Consider the following 15,762-nt stretch of genomic DNA (forward strand, 5'->3'; position numbering starts at 1 on the left):
AAATGACCCTCTACGACGTCAATCTCCCGATCTCGGAGGACCTGCCGATCTGGCCGGGTGACCCGGGAATTCCCATGAGTTGGGTGACGCGTGGCGCCGGAGCGAGGTCGTTGTTCCGGCGGGCCCTGGCGGAAACGGCGGGGGTGGGATGTGCGCCGCCAGGCACCTGGCGAATCGCGGAGTCCGGGTGACGCTCTGCCTCTCCAGGCCGGAGAGGCTGGGCGAAATACCTGCATTCCAGCGAGACCTGTTTCATTGGACGCCGGGCCGGGAGGTTGAGCCCCAAGACCTGGGCCTATCCGGCCGGCGCTGATTCTGACGCGTTGATTGGCTACAGCTTACAAGGGACTCCGCGCGGTCCCGAGTCGGAGCTGATGCGATGGGCCAATGGAACGGGAAGTCTCATCCTGTCCCTCGCGATGTGGAGCGGGACGGGACGCTGTTCCACCGCTCTGTCCGCTCAATGTCTCTCCCGCCGACTTCGTTCGCGCGGCCGAGCTGATTCACCGCTCGTACGAGTCCACCGTTCGATGGCTGACATCGGGCCGAACCCTTCATCTGTCCGACCAGGCCGAGCTGGTGCGTCCCCACGCCCACGCCTGATCGTTGGACTGAAGCCGATAGGATGAACACATCGAGAATCCATTGAAAATCTGAGAGAAAAGTGGTGCCGAGGGGGAGAATCGAACTCCGGACACAAGGCTTTTCAGTTCCCGGGAGGATGAATCCTAGAGCAGAGAGCACGATTTATCAAGCGGTTGCATGGGGGATTCCCGGGAGTAAATCGGCCCAAATCAGCTTGGATCACGAAAGTCGGTAGCAGGGCGGTAGCAAATACCATTTAGGAATAGTCTGTCCGTGGTGCAGGGGGGGCGTGTAAGAGCAGCGGTTTCCTAAGCGGAATAGAGCGCAAAGTGGCCTCACCGCCTTAGTAGAGGTGTAGCCGTAATTGATTCGTAACATCATCGCGTTACAGATATTTGATCAATCACTGCTTTAAGGTACTGGATGGCGCCGAGAAGCACCGAAATACACCCTCACAGTTAACGATGGTTAACCGCGCCAGAGAATAGAAATCCGGGAGGAGACACCACTTTTAGTCCCGCACACCCCCCTGACCAGAATCGTTTCCAGCGACGCTCCTCAATATTGTAGCCACCATCGGCTGGTTGCCGCTCCACGATTCGCGGAACGGGCTTTCGCGTCCTCATGAGGTCTGCAATGGAAACAACCCGTTGAATTCGTTATCCGCCTAGCGTATAGTTGGGCCTCAATCGAGCTCCGAGAAGGCCTGGGACATACAATCCGGGGCTTGGACATCCGGTGCCAAGCCCGTCCAGAGGCCGCTGTACTCTGTTCCCAAGTCAGGTTCACCGCGCGAAGGCCCCTAGGCGGCCATCGGCGGAGTTCTATCTGCTGTTTGTGACAGTCACGGGACCGCACCGCGTGAGTTGGAGGCGGCTCGGGCGGTGCAGCGAGGAGTGGGGCGGACATGGCTCCTTCACCAGACCGGCACGGCGTACTCTTTGCCGCCAAAACCACCCGCCCCAAGCTCCCGCGGATTCTCGCCCGGAGACACTGCCTTGACGCGCTGAACAGCGCACACGGTTGCAAGATTCTCTTCATTTCCGCTCCCGCGGGCCAGGGCAAGACCACCTTGGCTCTCTCCTGGTTGAAAGAGAGCCGCACCAAGGCCGTGTGGCTAAGCCTTGACGAGACGGATAATGACCCGGCGGGGTTTTTCCCGCTGCTGGCCGAGGGCTTTGCCGTCGCATTTCCGAGCATCCAGTTCGACCTTCCACCGCTGCCGACTACCGCCCCGTTCGACCCGGCGGCGTTTGCGCGGACCTACTGCCAGCGATTGTTTGCCCAGGCCACCGGTCGGTACGCCCTCGTGTTCGACGATTTTCACACCCTCCGGGAGGACGGCCCGATCCCGTCGATTCTCAGTGCCTTGCTGGACGCCCTGTCCCCGTCGGTGCAGATCGTCCTCCTATCGCGGAGCCTGCCGCCGGACTTTCTGGCCGGCTGGATCGCCAAACGCCAACTGTTTCTTGTTGATCAGGCGCTCCTGCGATTTTCCGTTGGCGAGACCCACGGGCTGTTCGAACAGGTGCTGGGTGTGCCGACTACCCGCGAGCAGGCTGAGGCGATTCATGACGTGACCGAAGGATGGGTGACCGGAATGATTCTCTTACGGGAGGGAGGCCGTGCCACCGGCTCGTTCCTTGAGGGGCCGATTCAACCGTCCGCTGCGGGCGATCATTTGGCGGATTATTTGTATCACGAGGTCTACCGACGGCTGGAGCCGGCGGTGCAAGATTTCATGGTGCGGACCTCGTTCTTTGAGGATTTCTCCCTCAAATCGCCTGGCACTCTCGGCACGTCCGGCAACGCGGAGTCCATGATTCGCATCTTACTGAGGCACCATCTCGTAGTGGAGATCGCCACGGGTGAAGGACGACGCTTTCGCTACCACGCATTGTTGCGCGAGTTCCTACAGACGCGAGTTATGGCCCTTGGGGAGGGTGAACGCGGCGCACTGGTCCAGGAGGCTGCGGCCGTCCTCTTGGCCGAGGAGCGGGCGGAACAAGCCGTGGACCTGTATCTGAGTTACCGGCTGTACGAGCCCGCCATGGCGCTCATCGAGCAGATCAGCTTGGGCGCGGTGTTTCAAGGCAAGCGTATGACGCTGCGCCAGTGGATCGGCTCCATTCCGCCCGCTCGTATTGAAGGGCGTCCCTGGCTGGCGTACCTGCTCGGCGCGGGGCAAGAGTTTGTCGCGCCCCAGGAGGCGGAGGTCTGCTACCAGCGGGCGCTGCAAGGATTTGAAGCAGCGGGGGATCCGGAAGGCCAACTCCGGGCGCTCGGGTCATTGATCGTCCTGGGGTTTTGGCGCGGGCACGACTTCCGGCCGCTCAAGGAGTATACCCGGCGTGGAAGGACCCTCCTCAAGAGGTATGGGCGTACCTGTTCACCGATTGCTCGCACCCTCTTTCTCCTTGCCAGTGGTTTTAGTGCGACGTATGGTCACAATGATGCACAGCTCGGGATTCGGGCCCTTCTGGCCGCAGCGGCCCTGGCCCGGCAACACGGGCTCCTCCCCTTGTTCGTCTCCGCGATGTCCAATGTCGGGACTGCGGCCATGTACGCCGGGCAGTTTCAACTCGCCAAACGCTGTTTTACGGAAGCCGAGCAAGCCGTTCCTTTGGAGCGGTTGGATCCGATCTTCTCGAGCCAATTGCTCGGGTGTCGAGGAGTCGTCGAGTCATTTCTGGGTGAGACGGAAGCGAGCTTGGCGTCTCTGATCGAGGCGGAACGCATCTGCCTGGCCAACGGACTGGTCACCGTACTCCCGTTTGTGCAAACCAACCTGGCCCGCCATCGCATGGTGATGGGGGAGACGGAGGCGGCGGCCATCTTCGCACCCATCCGCCACCAAGTCCTCCAAGGGGGCAACCGGTATTTCGGCGCCTTCACGTTCTATTGCGAGGCGCTCGGCTTTCTCTCGACCGGACAGTTGTCTCAGGCCCTGAGCCACGTCCAAGAGGCGGATCGTCTCCTGGCGGCGTGCGGCAGCCCGTTGTTTCACAGTCTCAACAGGTATCTGGTCGGCGTGGTCTTGGGCGAGATGGGCGAGACACGAGAGGCCGAGCGGAATCTGCTGGCCGCGCTGCGCGGCCTGGAACAGAGCAACAGCCAGTTCTTTGTCTTCTGGGTCCTGCTCCAGTTGGCCAAGGTGGCCTTGGATCAGCACAACGAGAAGAAGGCCAAAGCCTATCTGGCCCGGGCGCTGAAGTTTGGAAAGACCGAAGAGTACAAAGAGGCCGATGGACTCCTTCCACGGACCAAGTCGATCCTGGTGAACCGAGCCCTGGAGTGGGGCTTGGAGCCGCCCTATGTCCGGCGGCTGATGGCGCACTGGAAGGTGACCCCCACGATCGCCCTGAAGATCCACACCCTGGGCCGGTTTGAGGTGCGGCTGCACGACCAGCCGGTGCCGCCGGAGGCCTGGAAAGGGCGAAAGACCCTGCAGCTCTTGCTGGCCCTGCTGACCTTGGGCGGCAAGCAGGTGCCCAAGAGCCGGATCAGCGACCTGCTCTGGCCCGAGGCTGAGGGGGATCGGGGCGCGACGAATTTTCATACCACGCTGTACCGGCTCCAGGCCGTGCTGGGCGGCTCGCGAAATAACGGGACCGGGATCATCACGCTCACCAGCGGCTCTGTGTCCGTGAATCCCACGCAGTGTTGGTCGGACTGCTGCGCGTTTGACGATGCGGTGCAGCAGGCCAAGCAGGCCGAGCGCCGCGGCCGGTGGAGCGAGGGGAAGCAGCATCTTGAATCGGCGCGGGCGTTGTATCAGGGCGAGTACCTGCCGGGGTTCGAGGAGGCGTGGATCGTCTCCCGACGCGAGGCGTTGCAGCGGCAGTGGCTCTGGGTCGAACAGCAACTCACAACGCCCGCAACGCCGGGGAGATAGGGCTGCTTGTCGACCCGTTCCCCAGACCTCGGTTCCGCCAAGGCCAGCCGCCCGGCGCTTCCCCGGATTCTCCTTCGGGAAGCGTGTCTGAGCCGGCTCAAGGCCGCTCGGGCTTACAAGATCATCTACATTTCAGGGCTGGCGGGTCTGGGCAAGACCACGCTGGCGCTTTCGTGGCTCAAACAGACCCGTACCAAAGCCGTCTGGCTCACGCTGGATGAGCAGGACAATGACCCAGCGGGATTCCTCCGCCTGCTGGCTGAGGCCTTTGCCGTCGCCTTTCCCCAGACGCAATTGACGCTTCCGTCTCTGCCCACCGCCGGTCCGTTCGATCCAGTCATGTTTGCCCGGAGCTACTGTCAAAAGCTGTTCTCCCAAGTATCAGGCCGGTACGCCCTGGTCTTGGACGATTGCCATTCGATTCCAGAAGACAACGCCCTTCTGTTTTCGATCATCGAGGTCGTGATCTCGCACGCGCCACCCAGCGTGCAGGTCGTCCTGCTGTCCAGAAACGCGCCCCCGACCTTTCTGGCCGGCTGGATCGGCAAGCGGGCATTGTTCCATCTGGACCAGGAGGCGCTGCGATTCTCGACCGAGGAGGTGCAGTCCCTGTTCAACGAGGTCTTGGAGGTTCCCATCACCCCGGATCAGGCCGTAGACCTCCATCGGACGACGGAGGGGTGGGTGACCGGCCTGATCCTGCTGAAAGATCGGGTGCGGCGAGCCGGGAGAGCGATCGTGGTCGAGGGGATGCCGGCATCACTCGCGGACGATCGGTTGGCCGACTATTTTTATCACGGGGTGTATGGCCGGCTGGATCCGACCACAAAGGATCTCATGGTGCGATGTTCGGTCTTCGAATCCTTTGGGATGAAGGACGCGGGTCTCATGAGCCCATCCAGCGACATCGCGTCTCGCATGCGCTTCCTGGTACGGCAGCATCTGCTCTCGGAAATCCCGAGCAAGGAGGCCACCCAGTTTCGGTATCATCCGCTGTTGCGGAAGTTCCTTCAGGATCGGGTGAGGGAACTCCCGAGCGAGGAACAACAGCACCTGGTTGAGCAGGTCGCAGCCGTGCTCCTGGCCAAGGGACAAGCGGACAAGGCCGTGGACCTGTATCTGGCCGCCGGCCAGTACGCCTCAGCCATGGGGCTCATCGAGCAGATCGGCTTGGGCGCGGTGTTTCAAGGCAAGCGGATGAAATTGCGCCAGTGGATCCGTTCCATTCCGCCCACCCAGGTGGAAGGCCGTCCCTGGCTGGTCTACCTGCTCGGCGCTGGGCGAGAATTTGAAGCGCCCCAAGAGGCGGAGGCCTGCTATCAGCGGGCGCTGCAAGGTTTTGAAACGACAGGGAATGTTGAAGGCCAGCTTTGGACGCTCGGGTCATTGATCTTCGTGGGGTTCTACCGCGCCCACGATTATCGACCGATGAAGAAATATGCCCAGCAAGGGAGACGCCTCCTAAAGAAATTTCCGGACTCCTGTTCACCGATGGCCCGTGCCTCGTTCCTGTTTGCCAATGGATTGAGTGCGATCTATGCCGAAGCGAAGCCACACCTGGGGCTTCGGTCGAGTCTTGCGGCCGCAGACTTGGCCCATCAAAATGGGCTATTCCCCCTATATATCATGGCCATGAGCTATGCCGCGAATGCGGCGCTACACAGCGGCAGACTGCAGGTTGCGAAACTCAGCTTAGCCAAGGTGGAGGACCCTGGTCTTCAGGAGCACCTTGACCCGGTCATTGCCGCTCAACCGATTTGTTTTCGAGGCTTGCTCGAATCCTTTCAAGGTGAGGCGGAACAAGCCCTGGCGTCGATGACCGCGTTGGAGAGCTTTTGCCGAGAGCACGGGCTCCTGACCATGCTCCCCGCTGTCCAAAGCAACTTGGTCCATCATCGCATCAAGATGGGACTGGGCCACACGGAAGCGGTCTCCTCGATCGAGGCCATACAGCAACAGGCCATTCGAGCGGGGAATAGACTGTTCGGTGGGTTCACGTTCTTTACTCAGGCCGTCCACCTCCTCTCCGTCGGGAAGATATCCCAGGCCCTCATCCACGCCGAGGAATCGGTGCGTCTTCTGAAAGCGTGCGGGGCACCGCTGTTTCTCAATCTATGTGTCTATATCCAGGGGGTGATTCTGGGCGAGATGGGCGAGACAGGAAAGGCCGAGCGGAACCTACTGACGGCCCTGCGCGGCCTTGAGAAGGCCAAGAGCAACTTCTACACCTTCTGGGTCCTGCTCCAGTTGGCCAAGGTGGCCTTGGATCAGCACAACGAGAAGAAGGCCAAAACGTATCTGGCCCGGGCGCTGAAGTTGGGAAAGACCGAGGAGTACAAGGAGGCCGATGGGCTCCTCCCGCGAACCAAGTCGATCCTGGTGACCCGAGCCCTGGAGTGGAACCTGGAGCCGCCCTATGTCCAGCGGCTCATGGCGCACTGGAAGGTCACCCCCACGATCGCCCTGAAGATCCACACCCTGGGCCGATTCGAGGTGCGGCTGCACGACCAGCCGGTGCCTCCAGAGGCGTGGAAAGGACGAAAGACCCTGCAGCTCCTGCTGGCCCTACTGGCCTTGGGCGGCAAGCAGGTGCCCAAGAGCCGGATCAGCGATCTGCTCTGGCCGGAAGCTGAGGGGGATCGCGGCGTGACGAATTTTCATACCACGCTGCACCGACTCCAGGCCGTGCTGGACGGTTCGCGAAATAACGGGACCGGGATCATCACGCTCACCGGAGGTTCTGTGTCCGTGAATCCCGCGCAGTGTTGGTCGGACTGCTGCGCGTTTGACGATGCGGTGCAGCAGGCCAGGCAGGCCGAGCGCCGCGGCCGGTGGAGCGAGGGGAAGCAGCATCTTGAATCGGCGCGGGCGTTGTATCAGGGCGAGTACCTGCCGGGGTTTGAGGAGGCGTGGATCGTGTCGCGGCGCGAGGCGTTGCAGCGGCAATGGCTCTGGGTCGAACAGCGGCTATAGGCTGCGCCGTAGGACGCGATTGTTCGAGGATAGCCCGGCAGAGGACTACGCCCACAGCGGTTTGGAGCGTCGTCGGAGCACGGAAGGATTATGAGATTCATCACCCTGTTATGTGCCGTGGTGGTCGTCTTGCTCACGCTGGCGAGTCCGGCAGCGGCCTCGAACGGGCTCAACCTGATCGGCTTTGGGGCCGAGTCCTACATCATGGGCGGGGCGGATCTCGCAGTTGCCCGCGACACCACCGCAACGAATACCAATCCGGCCGGGCTCGGGCAGATCGACAACCGGCGGTTGGATCTGTACGTGTCCCTCGGATTCCAATTGAATGATTTTCGTCATCAAGACACGTTCGGGAATGATGCGCTGGTCTCAAGTCCACCGGCGAAACTCGCCAATTTCGGGTACGGCCATCGCCTGGGCCGTCGCACCACGATCGGGGTCGGCCTCTTTGCGCAAGGCGGGTCGGGCATCGAGCACGACGCGCTGGAGACCGCCTTCGGCACCCGTGACGAATTGTCCATCGCCTTCTTGGTGGCGCGATTGACGCCGGCGGTGGCGGTGCAGGTCACCGACGCGCTCTCCGTGGGCGGGTCGCTGCTGGTCACCTACGCGAGTTTCGAGCAAAAGTTCTTTCCCAACACGTCCTATGCGGATCCCGACCCGACGCGGTCCTTCTTCGGCAGCGAGCTCAAAGACCTGGAGACCGTCAACGTGGGCGCCAAGCTCGGCCTGCTCTACCGCGTGAACGACCGCATCCGTGTGGGCATGGCGTATACCAGTCCGGTGCCCCTGAAGTTCGACGAGGGGCAAATGATCGCGAATATGTCGGCGGTGGGGCTGGGAAATGTGACGTACCGGTCCGTCATGGCCGAAGGCATCGATCAGCCCCAGGAACTGGGGATCGGGGTTGCAATCGAGCCGACGGATCGGTGGTTACTGTCCGGGGAGGTGAATTGGATCGACTGGTCGGGCGCCGTGAAGCGCACCACGCTGGAGGCAAGCGATCCCGACAACGCGGCCGCGCCCGCGACCGTTCGGGTCACCCAGGACCAGAATTGGCGGGATCAGTACGTGCTCGCCCTGGGCCTGGCCTACGCGCCGACCGAGCGGGCCATGATCCGGGCGGGTTACAACTACGGCCGAAACCCGGTCCCGGCCGAGACCATGAACCCCCTGCTGGCTCCCATCGGCGAGCACCACGTCACGTTCGGCGGCGGCTATCAGATGGGCGCCAAGTGGCGGATCGACGGGGGAGTCGAATACGCGTTCAAGAACGAGGTGACCTATACCAACCCCAACCTGCCCTTTGGCCCGGATGCCAAGGAATCCTACGAATTCACGTCCGTCCATATGGCGCTGAGCCGGGCGTGGTAGCGCGGTTCAGGCGAACAACAGCTCAAAATCTCGGGGAGTCAGGATACGGGTGCCGCGAAACGTTTCCATGACCAATAGGTCGTGGTCTCCGGTCACGAGATACTCCGCCTCGGCTTCCCGGGCGCAGGCCAGAATGTGATCATCGTCGGGGTCGCGGCAGGTTCGTTCTACTCGTACGTTCGGTTCGACGACCCGGTGGGCCGCCTCGCGGATGAGGCGGATCGCGCTGACGTTCTCCGCTCGTGAGGCCCTAAACTTCCTGGCAAGGACGCGCTGCACCTCGGATAGAATGAAGGGAGACGTCACGAGGAAGAAATCCCTTCGGCGCGCCCGGAACAACAGTTTGGAACAGGCCCCTTCCGTGACCAGCGCGGCAATAAGCACATTGGTGTCGAGGACGGCGATCACGAGACCGCTTTGAAGACATCATCCTCAGTCACCACCCCGGCTTTCTTTGCTTTCTGTTCAAGTTTCCTTTTGAGTGTCTTGAACTTCGCTTCCCAGAGAAACAGGCTTAGGGATTCTTTCACGATGTCGCTCTTGTTTCGCCCGGTCGTTTTCGCAAATTTGTCGAGTTCCGCCGACATGTGTTCCGGAAGACTGACCGACAGTACCGTTCTCATAGGACACCTCCCTGTATGACACTACACTACGAATCGTAGAACTGGCAAGGGATCTGTTTGTGAAAACGGAGGTCTGCAGACCGACATCTCCGTACTGAATTTTCTCGTTCCAGCAGCACTCGGGAGCGTTGAGCCCATCATTTCAGAGGTAGAGGATGTCATACGGGCCTAAGCCCGTCGGGTACTGCTTCGCCGTACGGGAGAGCCGATCCGTCAGGGTGCGGACCTCCGCGCCGGTGAAACGAGGCGATATCAGCAGAATGCCGGCGTGAGGGGTCTGGCGATGAATTGCGTCTCGGGCCAACATCACGAAGTGCCGGGCGTTGCGTGTCACAAGGCATCGACCCTCCCGGCCGGCGTAGGCGAGCTGCTCCGGATCTGCAAGCTGAAGGTTGCCAATCTCGTGGGCGCTCACGGCGTCAATACCTTTACGCCGCAGCATCTGGGCGAGGGTCGGTGACAGATCCTCATCCAGATAGAGCTTCACGTTCTGCGGATTCGGCTGGAGAGCTCGCTTGGGGAAACGTCCGGGGACGGCGTTTCGTTTTCGGTAACGAGGGCGTTGATCTCATCGGGATAGCGGCGGTAGTACAAGAAGGCCGCCTTGATCTGGGCCTCCGTCAGCCAGGGAAAACGCGCCCGCAGCGTCCGTTCGTTGTGTGAGACCGCCTTAAAGACCGCGATGACTTCCCAGACGCCCAGGCCCGTGCCAGCGATTTTTGCCTCCCGGCCGGCCGGTTCATCCGCGAAATAAATCCCGGGACAGTGCCGCATCCGCAGAGCCTCTTCGAGCAAGTCCTGTGTAATCTCCGAGAAGGAGCGGCGAGCCCGTTTGGCGATCCGGTCGATCTCGGAGCGCAGGGACTGGCGGAGCCTCAGGGTTTTGGTTGCGGTGGTCATAGTGGTCCTCCCGGCAAAGCGTAATACACTGTAACACGTTGTGTCTATCCCCTGCAACGATGTGATGATCGGAGGCCTCATCGTGGGTGGGGATGTGCCCAAGACCGTCCTGATCCGGGCGCGGGGCTGGTCATTGGGCGGGCGCCGTTCAACAACCCGGGCGTGTTGGCCGACCCCACGATGCGCCTGTACTCGGGCCGGTCCGTCATTGCGCAGAACAAAGACTTGACAGCGACTCACTCGTTGAGCAATCGCTCAAGGTCTTCGTCGGTCAGAATGCCCCGTTCCTTCGCGAGGTGGATGCAGTAGCCCTGGATTCCCTCCATCGACGTGCCGCAGCGTCTCGACCGATATGGAGATTATCGCTCCAGATGCAGTCGCTCGAGGTAGTGACGTGCCGTCAGGATACGAATTCCCCTGTACTCCTTGAGCACCAGGAGATCGTGATCTCCCGTGATCAGATACCGACCGTGCCCCTCGACCGCGCACACCAAGATCGCATCGTCATCGGGGTCTCGGCAGACCGGCTCCTGAACATTGCCGACAACTTGCAGGCTGTCGATGCGGAGCAGAGTCAGAAATCGTTCGATCTGATCATCGCGAAGATGATATTTCTGCCGCAAGCGCGCCTGCGACAACACTTCCTCGACTTCGTTCAGCAGAACGGGGGACGTGACGAGCAAGAAACGCCGATCTCGCCAGGCATCCAGCAATTCGGCCTGGGCTCCTCGGCGCATCAGGAGCCCGCTGACAATCTGGTTGGTGTCAAGAACGACTCGATCCACGCCGCTTGGCCCGAACCTCAGAGACCGCGGAGCTCACGTCCTTGACGACCTCCTCTTCCGAGACGGGCGGGAGACCGGAACGAATCTCGTCAATGACTTGAAATCGGGCCTCGCGTTCCTGGATCAGTCGTTGAAACTCCTCCGCACTGATGATCCCCGCAACCGGGATCCCTCCCTTCTCCACCAGATAGCGGGTGTGTCGGGCCTGGACGTTCCTGAGGATCTCGCCGAATCGGGTGCGGGCCTGGAGGGCCGGGATTTTCTGCGTGGTATCCACGTGCTTTTTCATCGCCATTTCCTCGAGTGAGAACTCATGAGTACTATACAGAACTAATTAGTCATGGTCAAGGCGGACGCTACGCACGCATAACGGTACGCCGTACCCTTCCGAACCCGCCTCCGGCAATCAAAAACCTTGTAAGAGGTTTGTAAGACGGACTCTGGTATAAGTCGCCCTCATTATCGATCCGTGAACGATCCGATGTTGCACCCGCCGCACGATCGGTGGTGGCCGCATTCGGAGCAGGAGAGTGGTGTTGACGACATCAGCAGAGACCGTAATCGCGCCCGCGCTCGCGATCCGCACGCTCGGCACCTGCGAAATTCTGCTCCGCGGCGATGTGGTGCCGAATGAGGCGTGGGACGATCCAAAGGACCTGGAACTGCTCTTGGCGCTCGTCACCCTGGACGGACGGCAGGTCCCGCGCGCCGAACTGGTGGAACTGGTATGGCCTGATCTGGACGACGACCGCGGCGTAACCGAATTCTATGCGGCCCTTCACCGCCTGCAAACGGCCCTGGGCCGACCCGAGAGAAAGGGGCCGGGATTCGTGACCATGGTCGGGGCACGGGTGTCGCTCCATCCCATGTTCTGTTGGGCCGACTGCTGGGCGTTCGAGGAGGCGGTCCGCCGCGCCCATCGCCTGGAAGTGTTCGGGCAGCGTTTCGCAGCCCGCGCGCGGCTGGAGGAGGCGAAGAGCCTCTACAAGGGGGAGTATCTGCCGGCGTGGGACGGCGTTCCGTGGGTCGAGGCCAAGCGGCATGCGTTGGATCGACAATGGCGCTGGGTGGAGAGACAACTGAGCGCGGCGTAGTTGTCAACAAGAGTCATTGGCAAGTGAAAGCTGCTCCATGCCCAGTGCAAAGCGATAGTTGAGTCCGCCTTTGGGCAGATCAAGCAGGTGCGCGGCTCATGGAAGTCCTTCTTGCGCGGGGTGGAGTAGGTCCGGCGAACCATCGCTCCAAGGGGCATCGAGCGTATCTGAACTGGGCGAGCGGAGGACTCGTTGATACTCAGCCTGCGTGCAGGGTGCCGGGTGGGCAGCGCAAAGTGATCCTGATGGAACCGTGGGGGCGGAGAAAATGAAAAGGATATTATCAATTCTGTGTGGTCTTACCACGATAGGAATAGGTTTGATCAGTTCCGCCTACGCTGGAGACAGCGTTGCCCCCGCAGCTCCGGTAGGGTTACAGGCGACAAGCAGCTCATCAGGGTTGCTACTCTCCTGGAGTCCACCAACGACCAATGCCGATGGCACGCCATTGAGCGATCTTGCCGGATACCAGATCTTCTTCGGGACAAGCTCGGGCAGTCCGAATTACTTAGAAACTATGTCTGATCCAAGCGCCACAGGATTTGTTATTGGTGTCAATGAATATAACCTACGGTATCAGCAAGGTTATTACTTTAGAGTGCTGGCCTATGACGCATCTGGCAACCGAAGTACTTCCAGCAACGAAGTCTTCATAACTAGTGCTCGCGACCCAGCCTGGGGGTTCGCTGACTTGCACGCCCATCAGTTCGCTAATCTTGGGTTTGGAGGACTGATGCTCTGGGGAGCACCATTTAGTCCCGATGACAATATTGCGACCGCGCTCCCCTACAGTGACTTCTTTCCGGCAGGACTTGATACCGTCCAGGGGATCGGCGGTGCTCCCGCTCCACTTATACCCCAATTGCCTTCGTGGCGGCCAGGTTGTCCCCCGCCTCACTTCCCGTTTTTGTGTTCGGGAGTCTACATCCATGGGCCATTGGGAACGCTCGACACTCTAAATACCTTTCTTACGGTTGGTCTCTATGGTCTCCCTCCTTTTGGTCATGGTCGTCTCCAGCACAACGTGGGAGGTGGGATCGACGAGCCTCCCCATTACGATATTGTGGGGAATCTGGTTGATCCTGCACCAGAACTTCCCTTCGACGGGTGGCCCGCCCATGATGTCCTTACTGCCCAGCAGATGTACTACCGGTGGCTGGAGCGCGCCTGGCGGGGGGGCGAGCGGCTAATGGTGATGCTGGCCGTTAACAACCAAACACTTTGCCAAGCCACCTTCCACCTACGGGCTTTCGGCTGCGAGGACATGCCGGCGATCGAGCGCCAGGTTCAGGCTGCCAAAGATCTCGAGGCGTTCATTGATGCGAAGTCCGGTGGACCGGGGCAGGGCTGGTTCAGGATCGTTTATTCAGGCGCCCATGCGCGCAGAGTTATCAGTGAGGGCAAGCTGGCAGTCGTGCTTGGAATCGAGGCGCCGAGCCTGTTGGGCTGTAAGAAGGACGGCGACTGCACAGAACAGCAGGTTCGCGACGGCGTGCAACATCTCTATGACATCGGCGTCCGACATGTCTTTCCGGTGCACAATGCCGACAACGCGTTTGGTGGAACTGCCCTGTATAATGAGGTTTTCGACGCCAACAACGCGGTCATCACCGGCAAATTCTGGGATTTAGCAGGCTGCCCAGAGGACCTCGGCATGGAGTTCCGGGTAGGTTGGCGAGACACGGCCCACGATCTTGGGTCAGCTGCCGCAATCGCATCTACCTATTGGACAGGGCCATTCAACGCCGCGGCACTCTATGCACTATCTGAATTTGGTCTGCCTCCCCGAGGTCCGACTGGCCCGCACTGCAACGCTCGTGGATTGACGCCTCTCGGAGAAGTGCTGGTCGACGAGCTCATGAACCACCATATGCTCATTGACGTTGACCACAGCTCGACTCTGACCACCAACGCAATACTCGATCGCGCCGAGACGGCGAACTATCCCGGAATCGTTTCGGGGCACACCGGCATCCTGAGTGTTAGCAATGGTGAAAATCGCCACGAAGGGCAGAAGACTGACGAGCAGATTGATCGAATCCGCGACCTCGGTGGCCTTGTCGGCGTAATCCTTCACCAGGGTGGGCACAACCGCATTGTCCAGTATAACCGTAGTGATGGATCCGTCCCATTCGTTTGCAATGATTCCTCGGACGCTTGGCTACAGGCCTATCTCTACGTGGTCGACCGGATGAACGGTGGAGCCGTTGCAGTCGGCTCCGACTTCAATGGCTTCGCAGGAATGCCTGCTCCCCGAGCGGATCCAGTCTTCTGTGGCGGGGAAGTCGGACAGTTTCCTCTCGTGAGCTACCCGTTCGATGGCTTCGGTGGCTCAGGCCCACAATTCGACCGACAGCAGATCGGTGAGCGGGTTATTGACTACAATTACGAGGGGATGGCCTCGGTGGGTCAGCTTCCCGATTTCATAGAGGAGGTGCGCCAGCTACTTCCGCACGACGACGATCTGAATGCGCTGTTCAACTCCGCAGGGGCCTACGTGCGGATGTGGGAGAAAGCTGAGGACGAGACGCCGCCAGTGGTTTCGTGTTCGCCTGTGCCTTCGGGCTGGCAGCTGGACAACTTCTCCGTCGTCTGCAGAGCGAACGACTGGCCGAGTGGTCTCACGCAACTGTCGGAGGGAAATTTTACACTCAGCACGGCCGTTGAGCCTGGGGTCGTGGACTCCGCCGCACAAACCAGTTCACGCATAGTTTGCGACAGACAAGGAAATTGCACGACGGTTGGCCCGTTCGTGGCGATGATTGACCGCAGGGCAGACCTTGTGGTCACGTCGGTGAGTAATCCGCCAGCGGCGGTTGCGGTCGGTTCGAGCTTTGTCGTGACCGATACTGTACTCAATCAGAGCGGTTCGCCTGCTGGTACATCGGTCACGCAGTACTATTTGGTGCCGGTATGTCCAGCAATTTGTCTGGTTGAAAGGTTCCTGTTGACGGGGGGCCGGGCTGTCCCCAGCCTGGCCCCTGGCGTTCCCTCCACTGGCGCGGTCAGTGTGACCATTCCCGCAACGATGACGCTCCGTACGTACCGCCTTCAGGCGTGCGCCGATGACACATTCGCCGTGGCCGAGAGCAATGAGGACAACAACTGCGTCTACGCAGGGAGGACGATCAGCATCGCACACGCAGTCGCCGTGGATGCGCGGGCGCTGGCGGTGGCGACGTTTGGGCTGGACGCCTTGGGGACGGCGACCTTTGCGACGAGCACGGTGCAGAGCTTCCAGTTGGCGCCGGGGAGCTACGGGTTCTGCACCACGATCTGCGGGGCGCCGGGCTTTGGCTTTACGGTGACGCCCGCGGGCCTGGTGGACTATGCGCCGGCGTTGGACGGGGTGTTGAGCGGGCGGGGGACCGCCACGCTGACCGTCAATGGCGCGGCGATCGGCATTGATGCGCGGGCGCTGGCGGTGGCGACGTTTGGGCTGGACGCCTTGGGGACGGCGACCTTTGCGACGAGCACGGTGCAGAGCTTCCAGTTGGCGCCGGGGAGCTACGGGTTCTGCACCACGATCTGCG

13 protein-coding genes are annotated in these 15,762 nt (G+C 60.9%); 7 read left to right on the forward strand and 6 right to left on the reverse strand.

The features are described 5' to 3' along the window. Positions 1-2: 2 nt before the first annotated feature. From AB1451_02725 to AB1451_02745, 5 genes are all read left to right on the forward strand, one after another. Positions 3-191 (forward strand): hypothetical protein, encoded by a 189-nt coding sequence (locus AB1451_02725; GenBank protein ID MEW6681821.1) that lies wholly within the window; start codon positions 3-5, stop codon positions 189-191. Then, entirely contained in the window at positions 149-313 is a 165-nt protein-coding gene (locus tag AB1451_02730) for a hypothetical protein (protein MEW6681822.1), read from the forward strand. Before AB1451_02725 ends, AB1451_02730 begins: the two co-directional genes overlap by 43 nt. Positions 314-1,492: 1,179 nt before the next feature. After that, entirely contained in the window at positions 1,493-4,480 is a 2,988-nt protein-coding gene (locus tag AB1451_02735) for a BTAD domain-containing putative transcriptional regulator (protein ID MEW6681823.1), read from the forward strand. A gap of 6 nt (positions 4,481-4,486) precedes the next feature. Further along, the gene (locus tag AB1451_02740; protein MEW6681824.1) at positions 4,487-7,453 is read left to right on the forward strand and encodes a BTAD domain-containing putative transcriptional regulator; all 2,967 of its coding nucleotides are present in this window, start codon (positions 4,487-4,489) and stop codon (positions 7,451-7,453) included. A gap of 90 nt (positions 7,454-7,543) precedes the next feature. Continuing rightward, the gene (locus AB1451_02745; protein MEW6681825.1) at positions 7,544-8,827 is read left to right on the forward strand and encodes an outer membrane protein transport protein; all 1,284 of its coding nucleotides are present in this window, start codon (positions 7,544-7,546) and stop codon (positions 8,825-8,827) included. A 6-nt stretch (positions 8,828-8,833) separates the two neighbouring features. Here AB1451_02745 and AB1451_02750 read toward each other — a convergent pair whose 3' ends face one another. The 6 genes from AB1451_02750 to AB1451_02775 all read right to left on the reverse strand — a co-directional run bounded on the left by AB1451_02750 (position 8,834) and on the right by AB1451_02775 (position 11,424). Continuing rightward, entirely contained in the window at positions 8,834-9,235 is a 402-nt protein-coding gene (locus tag AB1451_02750; protein MEW6681826.1) for a putative toxin-antitoxin system toxin component, PIN family, read from the reverse strand. Continuing rightward, positions 9,232-9,450 (reverse strand): ribbon-helix-helix protein, CopG family, encoded by a 219-nt coding sequence (locus tag AB1451_02755; protein MEW6681827.1) that lies wholly within the window; start codon positions 9,448-9,450, stop codon positions 9,232-9,234. The genes AB1451_02750 and AB1451_02755 overlap by 4 nt, the downstream gene beginning before the upstream one ends. Before the next feature lie 142 nt (positions 9,451-9,592). Continuing rightward, positions 9,593-9,937, reverse strand: coding sequence for a DUF5615 family PIN-like protein (locus AB1451_02760; protein MEW6681828.1), 345 nt, complete (start codon positions 9,935-9,937; stop codon positions 9,593-9,595). Beyond that, entirely contained in the window at positions 9,934-10,350 is a 417-nt protein-coding gene (locus AB1451_02765) for a DUF433 domain-containing protein (GenBank protein ID MEW6681829.1), read from the reverse strand. Before AB1451_02765 ends, AB1451_02760 begins: the two co-directional genes overlap by 4 nt. A gap of 359 nt (positions 10,351-10,709) precedes the next feature. After that, on the reverse strand, positions 10,710-11,135 hold the full coding sequence (locus AB1451_02770) for a putative toxin-antitoxin system toxin component, PIN family (protein ID MEW6681830.1): 426 nt from the start codon (positions 11,133-11,135) through the stop codon (positions 10,710-10,712). Continuing rightward, positions 11,116-11,424 carry a type II toxin-antitoxin system Phd/YefM family antitoxin gene (locus tag AB1451_02775; protein MEW6681831.1) on the reverse strand — a complete coding sequence of 103 codons (309 nt, stop codon included), beginning with the start codon at positions 11,422-11,424 and terminating at the stop codon, positions 11,116-11,118. The genes AB1451_02770 and AB1451_02775 overlap by 20 nt, the downstream gene beginning before the upstream one ends. 247 nt (positions 11,425-11,671) lie before the next feature. Here AB1451_02775 and AB1451_02780 point away from each other — a divergent pair, with 247 nt between their 5' ends. Together AB1451_02780 and AB1451_02785 are read left to right on the forward strand one after the other, a co-directional pair. Further along, positions 11,672-12,229 (forward strand): hypothetical protein, encoded by a 558-nt coding sequence (locus AB1451_02780; protein ID MEW6681832.1) that lies wholly within the window; start codon positions 11,672-11,674, stop codon positions 12,227-12,229. A gap of 937 nt (positions 12,230-13,166) precedes the next feature. Then, a partial coding sequence (locus AB1451_02785; protein ID MEW6681833.1) for a membrane dipeptidase occupies positions 13,167-15,762 on the forward strand: 2,596 nt, incomplete at its 3' end.

This window comes from Nitrospirota bacterium, from assembly GCA_040757335.1.
In the GTDB taxonomy this organism is placed as follows: domain Bacteria; phylum Nitrospirota; class Nitrospiria; order 2-01-FULL-66-17; family 2-01-FULL-66-17; genus JBFLXB01.